Source organism: Mucilaginibacter terrae, from assembly GCF_031951985.1.
Lineage (GTDB): Bacteria > Bacteroidota > Bacteroidia > Sphingobacteriales > Sphingobacteriaceae > Mucilaginibacter > Mucilaginibacter terrae_A.
In genome coordinates this window covers 4,531,832-4,546,950 of record NZ_JAVLVU010000001.1, presented here as the reverse complement: position 1 = coordinate 4,546,950, position 15,119 = coordinate 4,531,832, and the positions used below count along the sequence as shown (strand labels likewise).

Sequence of the window (15,119 nt, the reverse complement as noted above, 5' to 3'; positions counted from 1 at the left end):
AACATTTACACAACGTTTACATCAAATCGGTTAATGCCTGTGGGAATATACCCAGCAGCACTACGGCTATGGCAATAATTACGATCATAATAAGCAAATTTTTGGATGTTGCCGGGTAATTTCCCGTATCGGCATCTGCTTTTTTGAGGAAAAGATAAAGCGGGATTTTGATATAATAGAACAGTGAAACTACGGTGGTAGCCGCGCCGGTTATTAGCAAAGCCAATAAAATTACATTACGCCCGTTTTGATAAACCTCATAAACCGCCGAAAATACAAGTAGCTTACCACTAAAGCCAGCCGAAACCGGAATACCCGTTAATGATATGAGCAATATCACAAAACACACCGATGCAATGGGATATTTAGAACCTAAGCCTTTCAAATCATCGAGCGTGTGGGCATTCATGGTGTTGGCAAAGTAGCTTACCAGTACCAATATGCCTAAATTAGCCAGTGCGTACACAGCCATATAGAAATTTAACGCCTCAATACCCTGAGCCGTAAAGGTTACTATGGCCATGAAGGCAAAACCTGTATGCCCAATGCTCGAATAAGCCAGCATACGTTTAATGTTTTGCTGCCACACAGCGGCAAAGTTTCCGGCTACCATGGTGATGATGCCTGTTATGGAAAGTATAAGCCTGAAATCTACCTGTGTCCATGCCGGGTTGGCAAAAAACGGGGTTATTAGGGTAACCAGTAAACCAAAACCAGCAATTTTAGGTAAGGTTGACAGGTAGGCGGTAACCGGCGTACTGGCACCCTGGTAAACATCGGGCACCCAAAAGTGCAGGGGTACAAATGATAGCTTGAAACCAATGCCCGCCAATATAAAAAATATGGTCAGTGATACACTCATACCATCGGCCTGTTGCAGGCGAATAACCATGTTGGCATCAAACAAATTAATAGTACCAGCAAAGCCATAAAATAACGACATGCCATACAGCATTACCGCCGACGAGGCCAAACCAAACAATACATATTTTAAACCGGCTTCGGCACTCAATGCATTGCCTGAGCGGTAGGCTACCAACAAATACGATGCTAAGGATACCATTTCAACCGAAACAAAAATAGTAAGCATAGTGGCCGACATCACCATTAAATGCAGCCCTAATACTGATGCCACTATGATGGTATAAGCATCGCCCAAACCTTTCTTGTGAACTTTTAACTCATCGTCCCAGGCAAAATACAGCAACAAAAGAAATGCTACCGAGTCTATAATGAGCTTGAGGACGATATTGCTGTGATGCAGGATAAGGTTGCTGTTAAACAGCAGCCGTGCTTCATCATTGATTAGTAAATCCTGGCCCAAATCGGCAGCCATAACAAGCAGCATGCCGGCACAGGCCAGCATGCGGCTTACTCCGCCGTACGTTTTGCGGTACACCAGATCGGCAGTTAATACCAATAAAAACAGGATAGCCAGGCACATCTCGGGGTTAAACAGAGGCAGGCTGCTGAGTATATCATTTAACTGGTTGTTTATATGGGGCAAAAACTGCTGCATTTATATTACTGAACTATTACAGATTGATTTTTAGGATACCTAACCTGGTATTTAAGCTTTAATTTTTTCTCGTCCTGCGGTTTTAACGCAAACACCCAGGCGGTTTTGCCGGTGAGCATGTCAACCTTGGCACCCGATGTTTCCTGGGTTTCTACCTCTATTGCCGTGTTTTGCGATACAGGCAGTTGGTCTTCCACCAATAAATTAACCGGTTGCGATTTGCGGTTTTTAACACTGATCAACCAGTCGCGGGTTTCTTTACGGTTGCTGCCAAGCAGGCCTTGCTTCTCTTTCAAATCTTTTTGCAAGGTACGTGTTACAATAATATTTTTATCGGTTCCTAATGATAAGTTAAGCGTATCAACCGTTGAACGTGTATCAATCAGCGATTTACCAATAAACGTTCCCTCAAAAAACAGGTTGGCCTCGCCTGATAAAAAGTTATACTGGTTCCAGTTGGTGAGCTTGGCGGTAAGGAACACATCGGTACTCAACTTAGGCGCGGTGTAGTATTCGTACTCGGCTGGTATTTCCAATTGGTTTATCTCTACCAAATATTGCTTGCCATCACTTGGTATGGTGTAAGGGTTTGCAATATTAAACTCAACATTGGTTTGATTTTCGTTTTGTTGAACGATCACAGGATTAGTTGCTATAGATGACATGCCCCTGATACGTATTTGGTTAGATGCTCCTGCTCGTCCGCTTACGGCTAATCCAGGCGCACTTCCGGCTAAGTACCCATTAACAACTACCATCTCATTTAATTGGTTTGCTGATGGTGCCATTGCCACATTTACAATCGCTACAGACGCTTGTCGTTCTACCGATTCGAAGCCAATGTAACTAAACTCTAAAAATTGGCTACCCTGTGGAATTTGAATACTATAATTACCGTTTGCATCGGTTACTGCACCTATCGAGGTTCCTTTTACTTTAACGCTTACTCCCACTAAAGGCTTACCATCATCTGACCCGCTAACTCTGCCACTCACACGCGTAATACTGGCCGCCTGCCCGGCATAAACCATTCCCAAATTCAAATAATACGGGTTAAGTTCGGGCTTGCTGCCGCTTACCGATGGGTTGCCGGTTGATAGCGTTAGTTTAATATTGTTCCACTCCTCGCCACACTGCTGGTTTACGTTGGCTTTATAAGCAATGGTTATAGGGCTGTTTACATCCTTAGCCCTAATATCATAGGTAGGGAACCAACCTGCGTTCCTTGTAACATAAGTAAGCGTGAAGGTTGATTGTAGTGCAGCTTTTGCCGATACCGTTACCAATATATTGCTGGTAGCTTTGATATTGCCTTTGCTGGCTTCGGCTATTTGCTTATTGTACTTTTGTATCTCCGCCTCCAATTGGGCTATTGATGCATTTACGCCTTGTGCTTTTTTACGGATTTCGGTTAAACGCGCAGTTTGAAAATCGAGCGCCTGTTTAAGTTTCACAACATCCAGGCTGGTATTTTGGCCGCTCACTACCTGGTTTTTGATGAGCATATTTTCCTCTTCCTTATAAATGGCGAGGGTGTTATTTTGAGTCTCAATTTTTTGGCGGATAAGTACTTGCTGGGCCAGTAGCTCCTCCACCCTTTTGAGTTGGGTTTGCTGGTTTAAAAAATCAAGCTCGTGCTTTACCGATAGGATGGTAAAATCTCCGGCCGAACGCACCTGAATACTCTGCACATCAATATCGGGCGATATACCTTCGAAGGTTAAGGTTGATGTACCGGCGGCTAAGTTTACACTTGCCGTGCGGGTTACCTGGGCACCGTTTAAAAACACGGTTACCTTTTGCACCTTGGTGGGCACCTTTTGGTTGGCCTTAACCGTAAAGGTTAATAATAACAGGCAAATAGTAGTTAGGAATTGTTTAGACATGGTTTTGTTGCTTAAATACATACATTCTGTTAGTTGTGCCGATGCCTTTTGGGCAAGCAGACAACCATAGGATGCAGCGGCGTGCATTATTCCATAAAAGAATTTGAATGCAGGCAACATTTTTATTTAAGCTGTAAAAACTGTACTAAAGCAATAACCGAATCATTGATTTTACTGAACACCAGCGAAGGCATTACACCCAGTGCCAGCGCCAAAACAGCCAGCGGGAACAAGGCCAATTTTTCGCGGATCTTTAAACCGGTCAGGGCAGTTTTCCATGCATCGCCGCCTTTAAGTAATTCCTTGCCAAAGAACATGCGTTGCAGTGTCCACAAAAAGTAGGCGGCACTTAACAATATACCTATTGAGCCGCAAACGGCCATCCAATGAGGAATAAGCGTTGATTTAAACGAACCGGCCAGCGTAAACGCCTCGGCAATAAAGGCCGAAAAGCCCGGTAAGCCTAAGGATGCAAAAAAGGCGATCATTACATACGTAGTGTATTGCGGGTTAACCGTTGCCAGTCCGCGGAAGTTGTAAATATCGCGGTCGTGCACGCGGTCGTAAACCACGCCTACCAAAAAGAACAGCATCGACGATAAAAAGCCGTGACTAATCATCTGCATCATGGCTCCGCTTACACCCTCGGCCGTTTGCGAGGCCAAACCAAGCAGTACAAAGCCCATGTGCGATACGGATGAGTAGGCGATCAATCTTTTTAAATCGCGCTGAGCCAAAGCATTCAGTGCACCGTAAAGTATCGACACCACACCTAACAAACCTATCCAGAACGCCCCCTGCGTAGCCACCTCGGGGAAGATACCCATACAGATACGAATAATGCCGTAGCCACCAATTTTAAGTAACACACCGGCCAGTATGATAGATACCGGGGTGGGTGCTTCCACGTGGGCATCGGGCAGCCAGGTATGTAGGGGCACTACAGGTACCTTAATAGCGAAAGCAATAAATATCACTATAAAACCTAATGTCCTTGCTGGTATGCCCAGCAAAGTAGCGTTACTTGCCAATGCGAAAATGGAACCCGGCTGATAGTTAGCCGGATTCATCATGTGGATGATATTGAAGGTATGATTACCCGTTTGAGGGTCGGTTACGGACAGGTACAAGCCCACCATAATGAGCAACATAAATACCGAACCAAACAACGTATACAGGAAGAATTTGATAGCCGCATATTCGCGCCGTACACCGCCCCACATGCCTATCAGGAAGTATAGCGGTAACAGCATCAACTCGTAAAACACGTAAAACAGGAAGAAATCAAGCGCACAAAAAACACCGGCCACCGCCATATCCAGCATCAGGAACAGCACGAAGAAGCCTTTGAGGTTCTGCTTAATTTCCCAGGAGGCCAGCACGGCAATTACCATCACCACGGCACTCATCACGAGCAGCATTATCGATATACCATCTACCCCGACAAAGTAATCGATTTGCATGCGGCCTGCGCTGCCTAAGTCAATGCCTATCCATTCGGTTTTCTGCACGTACTGAAACTGGCTTTCGTTAGCGATTCCTGCATGAGCCGCTCCTGTTTGAAACTTGGTATACATGTACACACTCAACGCCAGCTGAATAATAGTTGCCAGCAGGGTTATGTACTTAAAACTTTGCTTCAGCGAAGCCGGCAAAGCCAATATAAGCAAACCAAAAAGTGCCGGGATGAATATGAATAGGGTAAGAATGTTCATCAGGTTCAGATCAATAATTTAATTATAAAAACTGCCAGTAATACCGCCAGCATGCTAAACAGGTAATACTGCACACGCCCGCTTTGAAAACCACGGAAAAAGTTGCCGATAGCCTTTACTAAGGCGGCTACAAAATGCAGGAAACCGTCCACAATGTATTTGTCGGTCCAAGCACTTAGGGATGATAGTATGGCGGTTAATTGTTGTAGCTTATCTATGAGTCCGTCGATAATATTGCGGTCAATCCAAAACAGGAAATTGCTAAATAGCAGTACGGCCTTAACCAAAACATTCCGGTAAAACGCATCAATATACCATTGATTATAGCTCAGCCTAAACCAGAAGTTATGCTGCGGAAACACCAGTTTACGCTGCTGAATATACACAGCAAATGCCCAGTAAACCACCATCACACTCAGTATGTTTATACCTATTGGGATAATGGTGTGATAAATATTTTCGCGCGCCATTTGCTGTGAAGGCGAAAACCCTTCGAACAACCAAGAATGCTCGTACAGCAACGGGTGCAGCGAGAACAGCGGAAACAGGCTGCACAGCGATAAAAACACCAAAGGAATCCTGAAACTCCAGCTGCCATCATTAATATGCAGATGGATGCCAGGCAATATTTCCTTAATTTTAAACTCGCCGAAGAATACTTTGAATATGAGTCTTGCTACATAAAATGCCGTAATGCAACTGGTCAGCAAAATACTTATAGGGATGATTTGATGCAGCGCACTCCGGTTTTCGGCCCATTCAAAAGCCTGGATGAGTATGCCGTCTTTAGACAAATAGCCCGATGTAAGCGGTGCACCCACCAAGGCCAGACAGCCAATGAGCGTAGCTATAAAGGTAAGCGGCATCTTTTTACGCAGTCCACCCATGTACAGGATATTTTGCGGGTCGATGTCGAGTTTGTGCTCGTCTTTAACATGCTGCACTTCGTGGATGATCACACCGGCGCACAGGAACAGCAAACATTTAAAAAACGCATGCGTAGCCAAATGGAACAGCGACGAAGCATAAGCATTAATGCCCATAGCCATGATCATATACCCCAACTGCGATATGGTGGAGTAAGCGAGTATGCGTTTTAAATCGTTTTGAGTGAGGGCTATGGTTGCGGCTAAGAATGCGGTAAAGCAACCTACTATGGCCAACACATCTAACTCAACATTATTAAACATAGGGTATACCCTACCCAGCAAAAATACACCTGCCGCCACCATGGTAGCCGCGTGAATAAGTGCCGATACCGATGTTGGCCCCTCCATGGCATCAGGCAGCCAGGTATGCAGTGGAAACTGGGCCGATTTAGCGGCCACTGCAAGCAACATGCCTACAAAGGCTACATACTGCCACACCTCGGGTAACTGACCGGTTGGAGCCAGCCACAGGCCGTTTTGCAGGGTAGATTTAAACACCAGCCCGTTCTCGCCAAAAAGCTGAACCAGATCGAAAGTATGGTATTGCGTAAACAGGATGATGATAGCACTTAGCAGACCAATATCCCCTATCCTGTTCATAATGAAAGCCTTTTTGTTGGCCTGCACGGCGCTGTCTTTAGTAAACCAAAAGCCAATTAACAGGTATGATGAAAAACCCACCAGTTCCCAAAAGGCATAGAGCATAATCATGCTATCTACCATCACCAGTGCCAGCATACTGAAACAGAAGAAACTGAGGTAGGTGAAATAGCGGTTCTGTTCCTCGGGCTTAATATAAGCTGTGGAATACACATGCACCGGCAAGGCGATCACCGTAACCAGCAACAGCATAAACACCGACAGGTTATTTAACAACATACCCACATACACCGGCGTACTGCCAATGGTAAACCATAAATACTGTTCGTGTATTTGCACAGCATTCCACACCCTGCCAAACACGGTTGCGGCCAGCACCAGGCTAATTAGTATAGCAACGGCCGAAATCCACCCCGATACCTTACCCGTTTTTGCCGGGAGTAGCAGGTTGATGAAAGATGCAAGCAAAGGCAATCCCACCGCAGCAAGCGCATAGGTTATAGTTTGGGCATCGATATGTGAAAGCGCGTTATTCAATTTTGAGGAGCTGTTGTAATCAATAAAGCACCTTTTTGGTCTTTATTGGGTTTACTAAATTCTACTTTTTGTATCGATTTCTCGGGCAATTTAATAACCTCACGCGGTATACTCATAGTAGTATCAACTAATACACTACCATTAATTGCGTATGTAATGTTACTTACATTAGTATTGCTCTTAAGATAGCGGCTGTATTTTTTGGAAAAAGTGCTTAGCTTCCTTTGAGTATTTTTTATAACGACCGTCTTAGTATTTATGAGTATTACGCCATTAGCTCCCCTGCTTCCATATATTGCAGTAGCCGAGGCATCCTTTAAAACCTCTATCGATTCAATATCATTAGGGTTAATTTTTGCTAATATGTCAGACTGTACATCCATAGCAACGCCATCAACCACTACTAAAGGCTGATTGCCGGTATTGACCTGTGCCTTTACCAATACTACAAAGCAGGAAAATAACAAAAACAGGAGCAATGCTTTTTTCATGGTTAGTCTTTTAATTGGTTTATTTTACCCGGATCAATGGTACGGTACCGACGGTAAACGTTGAGCACAATGGCCAGTGCCACGGCGGTTGCAGCGGCGGCCAATACAATGGCAAACAAGGCAAAGCTTTGCCCGGCGTTGTTAAGCTTATCATACTTGCCAAAAGCTACCAGGTTCAGTATAGCGGCGTTGAGCATTAACTCTACACCAATGAGTATTTGAATAGCATTTTGTTTAGACAGAATAACGTACAAACCAATGCAAAACAGCCCGGCGCTTACTACCAGGTAATGGGTTAGGGTAATCATGGTGCTGCCTCCTCTTTCCGCGACAAATGGGCTGCTCCTGCCAATGCCATCAGCAATAAAATAGAAACTGCTTCGAACGGCAGCAGGTAATTGGTCATGAGATTAACGCCCAGATTATTGATGGTAACATCGGTTGGGGTAATTACATTGTGCTGCACAACAGCCTGCTGTATCCATCCTAAAGCATCAACATTAGCTTTTAAAAACACATTTACCAGCACTATAAAAAACAAGCCCGCCAGCAATAAGGCAGGCAATTTATTTATTGAAATTAAACGGTTGGGCTGCTGTTGTAAGCCTGCCAATGATTCGCGCCCCGAAAGCATGAAGGCGAAAAGTATTAGCACCAATATCCCCCCTACGTAAACTACCACCTGTGTTATGGCCACAAAATCGGCAAGTGAAAGAACGTATAGCCCGGCCAGGGCAAACAGCGTAATAAAGAACATAAACACCGAGCGCACCAGGTTTTTACTGGCTGCCACATACAACGCCGAACCTAAGGCAATGGTAGCCATGAGGTAAAACATTATGATTACAAGGTTCATACGCCACCCTCCTTTGCTTTCATGGCGGCTTGCTTGGCGGCCAGTTTGGCGGCTTGCTGCTGCTCGTACTCCTGTTTTTTTTCGGCCACCAATTCCGGACTCATGTCTGAAAATGTATAAGTTAAATCGCCCAGCTTGTACACACTGCGGTCGTACTGATTGGTCATGGTAATGCACTCGGTTGGGCATACCACGGTACACAGGCCGCAATACAGGCACTTTGCCATGTCAATATCAAACTTCTCGGCGTAAAGCATTTTCTTAGAGCCGTCGGATGTTTGTCCGTAAGCCGAGGTTGCTTTGATGGATTCGATGCTAATACAATCAACCGGACAAATTTTGGCGCACAGGTCGCACACAATACAATCGTCAATCACCACATCCAACTGGTAGCGGCCTACCTCAGGTACAGGTAATTGTTGTTTGGGGTATTGTATGGTATTGGTTTTATTTTCTAATTCGGTAAAATAGTTTGGAGCCTTTACCGTGTTCATAGTACGCTTACCCTTACCCGCCACAAAATGGCGCAGGGTTAGCATAAGGCCTTGCCAGGCAGTGGTAAATGCGTTATATGTATTTTTTAGTAACACTTTATCTTATTCAGAATTTACAGATTCTAAAATTTACAGAATTAACTCTCTTCATTTTTCAAAATTCGAAATTGAACATTCGAAATCCGAAATACAATTATTCACTCCCTCATTCAACCATTCACCCATTGGCTTACATTACCCACAACCGCCATATGCCCGATATAAGCATACACAAAAATGCCAAAGGGGTTAATACTTTCCACGAAAGGTTCATTAGTTGATCAACCCGCAAACGAGGTAAAGTCCAGCGTATCCATATCTGCACAAAAACCAGCAGCAGTGATTTAATGAACGTCCAGGCTATACCCCATACAATGCCTGTTGTCCAATCGGCCAGTTTAACAGGACCAATATTAGGTAGCGGTGTATTCCAGGCACCTAAAAACAGGATAACGGCAATCATCGATACCACGAACATCATCGAGTATTCGGCCAGGAAAACAAAGGCAAATTTCATACCTGTAAACTCGGTATGGAAGCCTTCAACCAGCTCCGATTCGGCCTCCGGTATGTCAAACGGTGCACGGTTACTTTCGGCCAGTGATGATATAAAGTATATAACAAAAGCAATGATGAGGTGTGGCGCTTTAAATATGTTCCAGCTTAATATTCCACCTATATGGGTTACATCCCAAAAACCCAAAAACTTAACCTTTTCGGGAGATAATACACCCTGCTGTGCCGAAATAACTTGCATATCGAGGGTTTGGGTTACCATTACAACGGCAATAATGGCAAAGCCAGCCGGTATTTCGTAGGAAATAATTTGTGCGGCCGAACGCATGGCCCCGAGTATGGAGTACTTATTATTGGAACCCCAACCCGCCATTAATATGCCTAACAGTTCAATAGAAACAATGGCAAAAACATAGTATAAACCAAGATTTGCTTTCGACGGCACCAAATTTGGCCCCCAGGGCAAACAGGCAAAGCCCATATACACCGATACAAAGATGATGATGGGTGCCAGTACAAACAACACCTTATCGGCCGCTGCCGGAATAATAGACTCTTTTTGAAGAAGTTTTAGGGCATCGGCCAGGGTTTGCATCAAGCCAAACTTACCAGTTTCGGTTGGGCCTAACCTATCCTGAATAAAAGCAGATACTTTACGCTCGGCATACACACCAAACAGCGCAAACAGGGCAGCAAACGCAAAAAGCCCCACGGCCACTATAATATTAAGGAGAAATGAATTCAAAGCAAATTTATTTGCAATCAGGATGCAAACTTAGCTATTTCTGCGCAGATGATAAGGCTCTATTTGGAATTATTCTATGGTTGAGGTAGATTATTGGGGAAAGGTGAAGGGCGAAAGGTTAAACTATTACCCTTTACCTTTCGTCTTTCCCCATTTAAGTTTTCAAGCACCACCTTTCACCCTTAGCCTTTATTCTTTCACCTCAACGAAGTGTACTCCGACTTCACCTCTGATGCGAAAAACATGGAGGCGTGTTTGTCGAAATCCTGGGTATCATCACTGGTGGTGTAAAAGTGCCGGGTACCGGTGCGGGTTATGTTCTGCTCAATTTCGGTGTGGCGGGTAAGATACCCGGACAGGCTTTCGGCCACAATATCGCCCTGAGTTACTACTTTAATGCCTGTGGGCAAATGTTGCTGAATTTTATCCTGCAATAAAGGGTAATGTGTACAGGCCAGCAATAGGGTATCAATATCGGGCGCTTGCGCCAGTATTTGGGCCAGGTACATTTGTACGTAATAATCGGCACCGGGTTTGTTATATTCTCCGTTCTCAATCAAAGGTACCCAAAGCGGGCAGGCCTGCTGGTGAACTTTTACATCGGGGAAAAACTTATTGATCTCGATCAAATACGATTCGGATTGAACTGTTCCGGTGGTGCCCAGCACCCCTATTTGTTTGGTTTGGCTGTAATTGCCAATCACTTCGGCAGTTGGCCGTATTACTCCAAGTACGCGTTTATCGGCATAATTGGCAATCATATCTTTTTGCTGAATAGTGCGCAGCGCTTTAGCCGATGCTGTGTTGCAGGCCAGTATTACCAGCGGGCAGCCCTGCTTAAACAACCATTGTACGCATTCCCAGGTGTACTGATGTATGGTATTGAAGGACCGGTTGCCATATGGTGCGCGGCTGTTATCGCCCAGGTATACATAATCGTAAGCGGGTAACTTTTCAACTATGGATCGGAACACGGTTAGCCCGCCAATCCCCGAATCAAATACACCTATAGGCATGGTAGATTGCATAGTACAAAAATAAAAAAAGCGAGGGGTATGCCCTCGCCTTATACTTTAAGTTTACAGTGATATTATTTTAAACCCAATTTCAATTTAACGGCCGGCATCAGGTCGTCTCCCGGAGGCGATACGATTAAACCGGTTGATTGAGTATCTAATACATAAGTATAACCTTTTTCTTTAGCTACTGCAGTAATAGCAGCTTTAGCTTTATCGCTAACAGGTTTAAACAACTCAGAGCTTTTAGCTTGTACTTGTTGCTGAGCATTGTTGTTAAAATCCTGAATACGTTTTTGCAAGTCCTGCAATTCGTTTTCGGCAGCAGTACGTGCAGCATCGGTCATAGTTTTGCTGTTTTTTTCATAAGCAGCACCTTTACTTTGCAGTTCAGTTTGCATGCTTTGCGACTGATCGATAAAGGTTTTTTGGTAAGCCTGAATTTGTGCTTGTATTGGTTTTAAATCGGGCATTGCTTCAATAACGCCGTTAAAATCAATATAACCAATTTTAGTTTGTGCTTTAGCAAAACCCGCCGTTGCTAACATAAAAACCGCAACTAAAGCAACTTTAAATAACTTTTTCATTTCTTCTTTGTGTTCTGTGTTTAATCGTGTGCTATTTTAATCAATTTTTTTTTACCTCGCAAATGCGCCGGGTTTTAAACCTAAACGAGTGATAACCGCATCGCTTTTATTGTAACGTGGATTAGCATAAAGCATCATTACCTCGCTATTTTTATCAAATATCATATCCAGGTTTTCGTTTTCGGCCACTGCTTGTATAGCTTTAGACACTCTATCCTGAATTGGTTTAACCAATGAGCTGCTACGTTGCGATAATTCTCCATCAGGTCCAAATTTTGAACGCTGAAAATCTTTAGCGGCTTTCTCCTTGTCAACAATTTCGGCTTCGCGACGCTTTTTCATATCAGGGGTCATTAATACCTGGTCGGCCTGGTAGGCTTTGTACAGCCGGTCAATTTCCTGGAAACGGCCGTCAACCTCTTTCTGAAACTGATCTGATATGGCTGCCAGTTGCTTTTGGCTCGATGCATATTCAGGAATATGTTTCAGTATGTAATCAGAGTCTACATAGGCGAAACGTTGCGCCCATGCTCCTGATACCGCTGCTATTGCAATTATTAAGGTTAATAATAACTTTTTCATTTATCTGTCTCTATTAATTAAATCCACCGTTTAAGCTTTGTGCGATAGAGAAGTGGAACTGGCCTTTGTTGGCATCACGTATGCCCGGTATCTTGTCGAAACCATAACCGTAATCCAAACCAAGTAAACCAAAGATAGGAAGAAATATCCTCGCACCCACACCTACCGAACGACGGATATTAAACGGATTATAATCGCGGAAATTGTTCCAGGTATTACCACCTTCGGCAAATGTTAACAAAAATATGGTGGCCGATTGACTCGCAATAACAGGGTAACGCATTTCCATCGTAAATTTGTTATAAATAGGGCTACCGGGGTTTGTATCGGCCGAGTAGTTACTACCCACCGGTACCAATGAAAAATTTTGGTAACCACGTAAGCCAATGATCTCGCTACCTTGCAAAAACTGGTAAGTTGCCATACCATCACCACCCAGCTTAAAGCGCTCAAACGGCGATTGACCAACTAACTTATTGTACGAACCCAGGAAACCAAAACGGGTTTGGGTCATTAAAACCAGCTTACCACTAATCCTGGTAAACCATTGCGCATCAAATTTCCATTTGTGGTACTCTACAAAACGGTAGCGCTCCTCTGGCGTAGCAATACGGTAGTTGGTATTGTTAAACAACGAGTACGGAGGCGTTACCTGCACAGTAAACTTAATGTTTGAACCACTGGTTGGATAAATAGGCGCATCAATGGAGTTACGGCTAAGCTCCTGGGTTAACTTGATGTTGTACGAAGTACCGTTAGAGAACAGGTAACCGGTAAAGTTATCAAGCGTGTAGTGGTCAAAGTTTAACGAGTAGTTTAACTGGAAGTAGTTATCGGGCCAGTTTAAGCGCTTACCTAAGGTTACGCCCAAACCGTTAATACGTAAAAAGTTGTAGCGGTAATCGGTTTTGGCATAAAACTGCCCGGTTGAACTTAACTGCGTATAGGCCGACAAACTGAAGTAAATAGGTTTTTTACCACCCAACCATGGCTCAGAGAAGGTAAACGAGAAATTTTGATAGTTACGACCGTTGGCCTGGCCACGTAAGCTTAGCTTTTGTCCATCGCCTTTAGGCAGCGGTTTGTAAGCCTTACCGTTAAACAGGTTACGCAACGAGAAGTTGTTAAACGTTAAACCTAAGGTACCTACTAACTGGCCGCCACCAAAACCACCCGAAAGCTCAATTTGATCCGATGGCTTTTCAACCACGTTGTATAAAATATCCACCGTACCATCCTGCGGATTAATGTTGGTTGGCTTAGGCTCAATTTTAGTTTCGTCGAAGTTACCTAACTGGGTTATTTGGCGGGTACTGCGTACAATAAGTGCTTTTGAAAACTTTTGACCTGGTTTAGTAGCCAACTCGCGTAAAATAACACGGTCGTTCGTTACATCATTACCGTGTACCATTACACGGTTAATGGTATACTGGGCACCTTCGTAAATACGAATGGTAAGGTCAATGGTATCGTTGTAAATACGGGTTTGTACTGCTTCGGAGTTAAAGGTCAGGTATCCGTCGTCGAGATAAAGCGAGTTAATATCGTTACCATCAGGGGTACCACCGTTAAGGCGTTTGCTTAACTCTTCTTCGCTAAATACGTCGCCTTTTTTAATGCGCAGTATTTTGTCAAGGCCGTTTGATGGATAACGTGCGTTACCTACCCAGTTAATATTACCAAAATAGTATTTATGGCCTTCGTATACTTTAATTTTAACGTTAACCGTGTTATCGTCATGCTTCCAAACCGAATCGCTTACAATAGCAGCATCACGATAGCCTTTGGCCTGCATTTTTTCAACTAAAGCTTGTTTATCTTCTTCGTATTGGTCTTGTTTAAATTTCTTAGAACCAAAAACATTATAAAACTTACGCTGACGGGTTTTAGGTAAAAACTTTTTCAGCTTGGCTTTACTAAAGGCTTCGTTACCTTCAATAATTACCTCGTTAATTTTCACCTTCTGCTTTTTATCAATTGCCACGTTAAGTATAACACTATTAGAGTCGGCAGGGTCGCGCAGTTGTTTAATATCAACCGTTGTATTCAGATAACCCTTTTCATTAAAGTGTTTTTTGATGATGGCAGTTGTGGTGCTCAACAGGTTTTCGTTTACAATTTTACCTGTTTTATCGCTGAGTTTCTTTTGTACGTCTTCAATTTCGCCTTTGCGTATACCGGTCATACGCATGCGTGACAAACGCGGGCGCTCGGTTACACTCAATTCCAGATAAACAGTATCAAGATTTATTTTAGTGATGTAAAGCTGCACATCATCAAACAAACCCTGCGACCACATGTTCTTTAACACGCTGGCCGATGCTTCGCCCGGCAGGTTAATACGGTCGCCTTTGTTAATTTTGGCAATTTGTAATAATACGTCTTTATCAAGCGCTTTAGCACCCGATATCTTAATATCGCCTATGATATAATCCTTAGGGTTAAGATAGCTCAAACTATCGGCAGGTATGGCCGAACGGTTTAAACGGTTATTACCGCCACCAGTAATCTGCGCCAGAGCTACCGTACTAATCAGGGAAAAGAGAATTGCAAAAAAAAGTTTATTCATCCGAATATTTTGTGCCGCTAAAGTAATTTAAACGTTTG

At 43.7% G+C, this 15,119-nt stretch carries 13 protein-coding genes; all 13 read right to left on the bottom strand.

What is annotated here, in order from left to right:
* Nucleotides 1-16: 16 nt before the first annotated feature.
* The 13 genes from QE417_RS19455 to bamA all read right to left on the bottom strand — a co-directional run bounded on the left by QE417_RS19455 (nt 17) and on the right by bamA (nt 15,081).
* The gene (locus QE417_RS19455) at nt 17-1,519 is read right to left on the bottom strand and encodes an NADH-quinone oxidoreductase subunit N (RefSeq protein ID WP_311952605.1); all 1,503 of its coding nucleotides are present in this window, start codon (nt 1,517-1,519) and stop codon (nt 17-19) included.
* 5 nt (nt 1,520-1,524) lie between these two features.
* On the bottom strand, nt 1,525-3,405 hold the full coding sequence (locus QE417_RS19450) for a mucoidy inhibitor MuiA family protein (RefSeq protein ID WP_311952602.1): 1,881 nt from the start codon (nt 3,403-3,405) through the stop codon (nt 1,525-1,527).
* 122 nt (nt 3,406-3,527) lie between these two features.
* Complete coding sequence (locus QE417_RS19445) at nt 3,528-5,120, bottom strand: complex I subunit 4 family protein (RefSeq protein WP_311952600.1); 1,593 nt, start codon at nt 5,118-5,120, stop codon at nt 3,528-3,530.
* A 5-nt stretch (nt 5,121-5,125) separates the two neighbouring features.
* Nucleotides 5,126-7,186, bottom strand: coding sequence for an NADH-quinone oxidoreductase subunit 5 family protein (locus QE417_RS19440; RefSeq protein WP_311952597.1), 2,061 nt, complete (start codon nt 7,184-7,186; stop codon nt 5,126-5,128).
* Entirely contained in the window at nt 7,183-7,677 is a 495-nt protein-coding gene (locus QE417_RS19435; RefSeq protein WP_311952594.1) for a TonB-dependent receptor plug domain-containing protein, read from the bottom strand. Before QE417_RS19435 ends, QE417_RS19440 begins: the two co-directional genes overlap by 4 nt.
* A gap of 2 nt (nt 7,678-7,679) precedes the next feature.
* Nucleotides 7,680-7,985: an NADH-quinone oxidoreductase subunit NuoK gene (nuoK, locus tag QE417_RS19430; protein ID WP_311952593.1), complete on the bottom strand. Its 306-nt coding sequence runs from the start codon at nt 7,983-7,985 to the stop codon at nt 7,680-7,682.
* Complete coding sequence (locus QE417_RS19425) at nt 7,982-8,533, bottom strand: NADH-quinone oxidoreductase subunit J family protein (protein WP_311952590.1); 552 nt, start codon at nt 8,531-8,533, stop codon at nt 7,982-7,984. Before QE417_RS19425 ends, nuoK begins: the two co-directional genes overlap by 4 nt.
* Complete coding sequence (locus QE417_RS19420) at nt 8,530-9,123, bottom strand: 4Fe-4S dicluster domain-containing protein (protein WP_311952589.1); 594 nt, start codon at nt 9,121-9,123, stop codon at nt 8,530-8,532. The genes QE417_RS19425 and QE417_RS19420 overlap by 4 nt, the downstream gene beginning before the upstream one ends.
* Nucleotides 9,124-9,256: 133 nt before the next feature.
* Nucleotides 9,257-10,327, bottom strand: a complete 1,071-nt coding sequence (nuoH, locus tag QE417_RS19415) for an NADH-quinone oxidoreductase subunit NuoH (RefSeq protein WP_311952585.1) — start codon at nt 10,325-10,327, stop codon at nt 9,257-9,259.
* Between the two features lie 197 nt (nt 10,328-10,524).
* Nucleotides 10,525-11,355 carry a glutamate racemase gene (gene murI / locus QE417_RS19410; protein WP_311952583.1) on the bottom strand — a complete coding sequence of 277 codons (831 nt, stop codon included), beginning with the start codon at nt 11,353-11,355 and terminating at the stop codon, nt 10,525-10,527.
* Between the two features lie 62 nt (nt 11,356-11,417).
* Entirely contained in the window at nt 11,418-11,930 is a 513-nt protein-coding gene (locus QE417_RS19405; protein WP_311952580.1) for an OmpH family outer membrane protein, read from the bottom strand.
* Nucleotides 11,931-11,981: 51 nt separating this feature from the next.
* Nucleotides 11,982-12,512, bottom strand: a complete 531-nt coding sequence (locus QE417_RS19400; protein WP_311952576.1) for an OmpH family outer membrane protein — start codon at nt 12,510-12,512, stop codon at nt 11,982-11,984.
* 13 nt (nt 12,513-12,525) lie between these two features.
* Nucleotides 12,526-15,081, bottom strand: coding sequence for an outer membrane protein assembly factor BamA (bamA, locus tag QE417_RS19395; RefSeq protein ID WP_311952573.1), 2,556 nt, complete (start codon nt 15,079-15,081; stop codon nt 12,526-12,528).
* Nucleotides 15,082-15,119: the final 38 nt, after the last annotated feature.

What these genes read in the sequence shown, in the direction of transcription:
- QE417_RS19445 (WP_311952600.1), bottom strand. Translation starts at nt 5,120, where the DNA reads ATGAACATTCTTACCCTATTCATATTCATCCCGGCACTTTTTGGTTTG.
- bamA (WP_311952573.1), bottom strand. Translation starts at nt 15,081, where the DNA reads ATGAATAAACTTTTTTTTGCAATTCTCTTTTCCCTGATTAGTACGGTA.
- nuoK (WP_311952593.1), bottom strand. Translation starts at nt 7,985, where the DNA reads ATGATTACCCTAACCCATTACCTGGTAGTAAGCGCCGGGCTGTTTTGC.
- QE417_RS19455 (WP_311952605.1), bottom strand. Translation starts at nt 1,519, where the DNA reads ATGCAGCAGTTTTTGCCCCATATAAACAACCAGTTAAATGATATACTC.
- QE417_RS19450 (WP_311952602.1), bottom strand. Translation starts at nt 3,405, where the DNA reads ATGTCTAAACAATTCCTAACTACTATTTGCCTGTTATTATTAACCTTT.
- QE417_RS19400 (WP_311952576.1), bottom strand. Translation starts at nt 12,512, where the DNA reads ATGAAAAAGTTATTATTAACCTTAATAATTGCAATAGCAGCGGTATCA.
- murI (WP_311952583.1), bottom strand. Translation starts at nt 11,355, where the DNA reads ATGCAATCTACCATGCCTATAGGTGTATTTGATTCGGGGATTGGCGGG.
- QE417_RS19425 (WP_311952590.1), bottom strand. Translation starts at nt 8,533, where the DNA reads ATGAACCTTGTAATCATAATGTTTTACCTCATGGCTACCATTGCCTTA.
- QE417_RS19405 (WP_311952580.1), bottom strand. Translation starts at nt 11,930, where the DNA reads ATGAAAAAGTTATTTAAAGTTGCTTTAGTTGCGGTTTTTATGTTAGCA.
- QE417_RS19435 (WP_311952594.1), bottom strand. Translation starts at nt 7,677, where the DNA reads ATGAAAAAAGCATTGCTCCTGTTTTTGTTATTTTCCTGCTTTGTAGTA.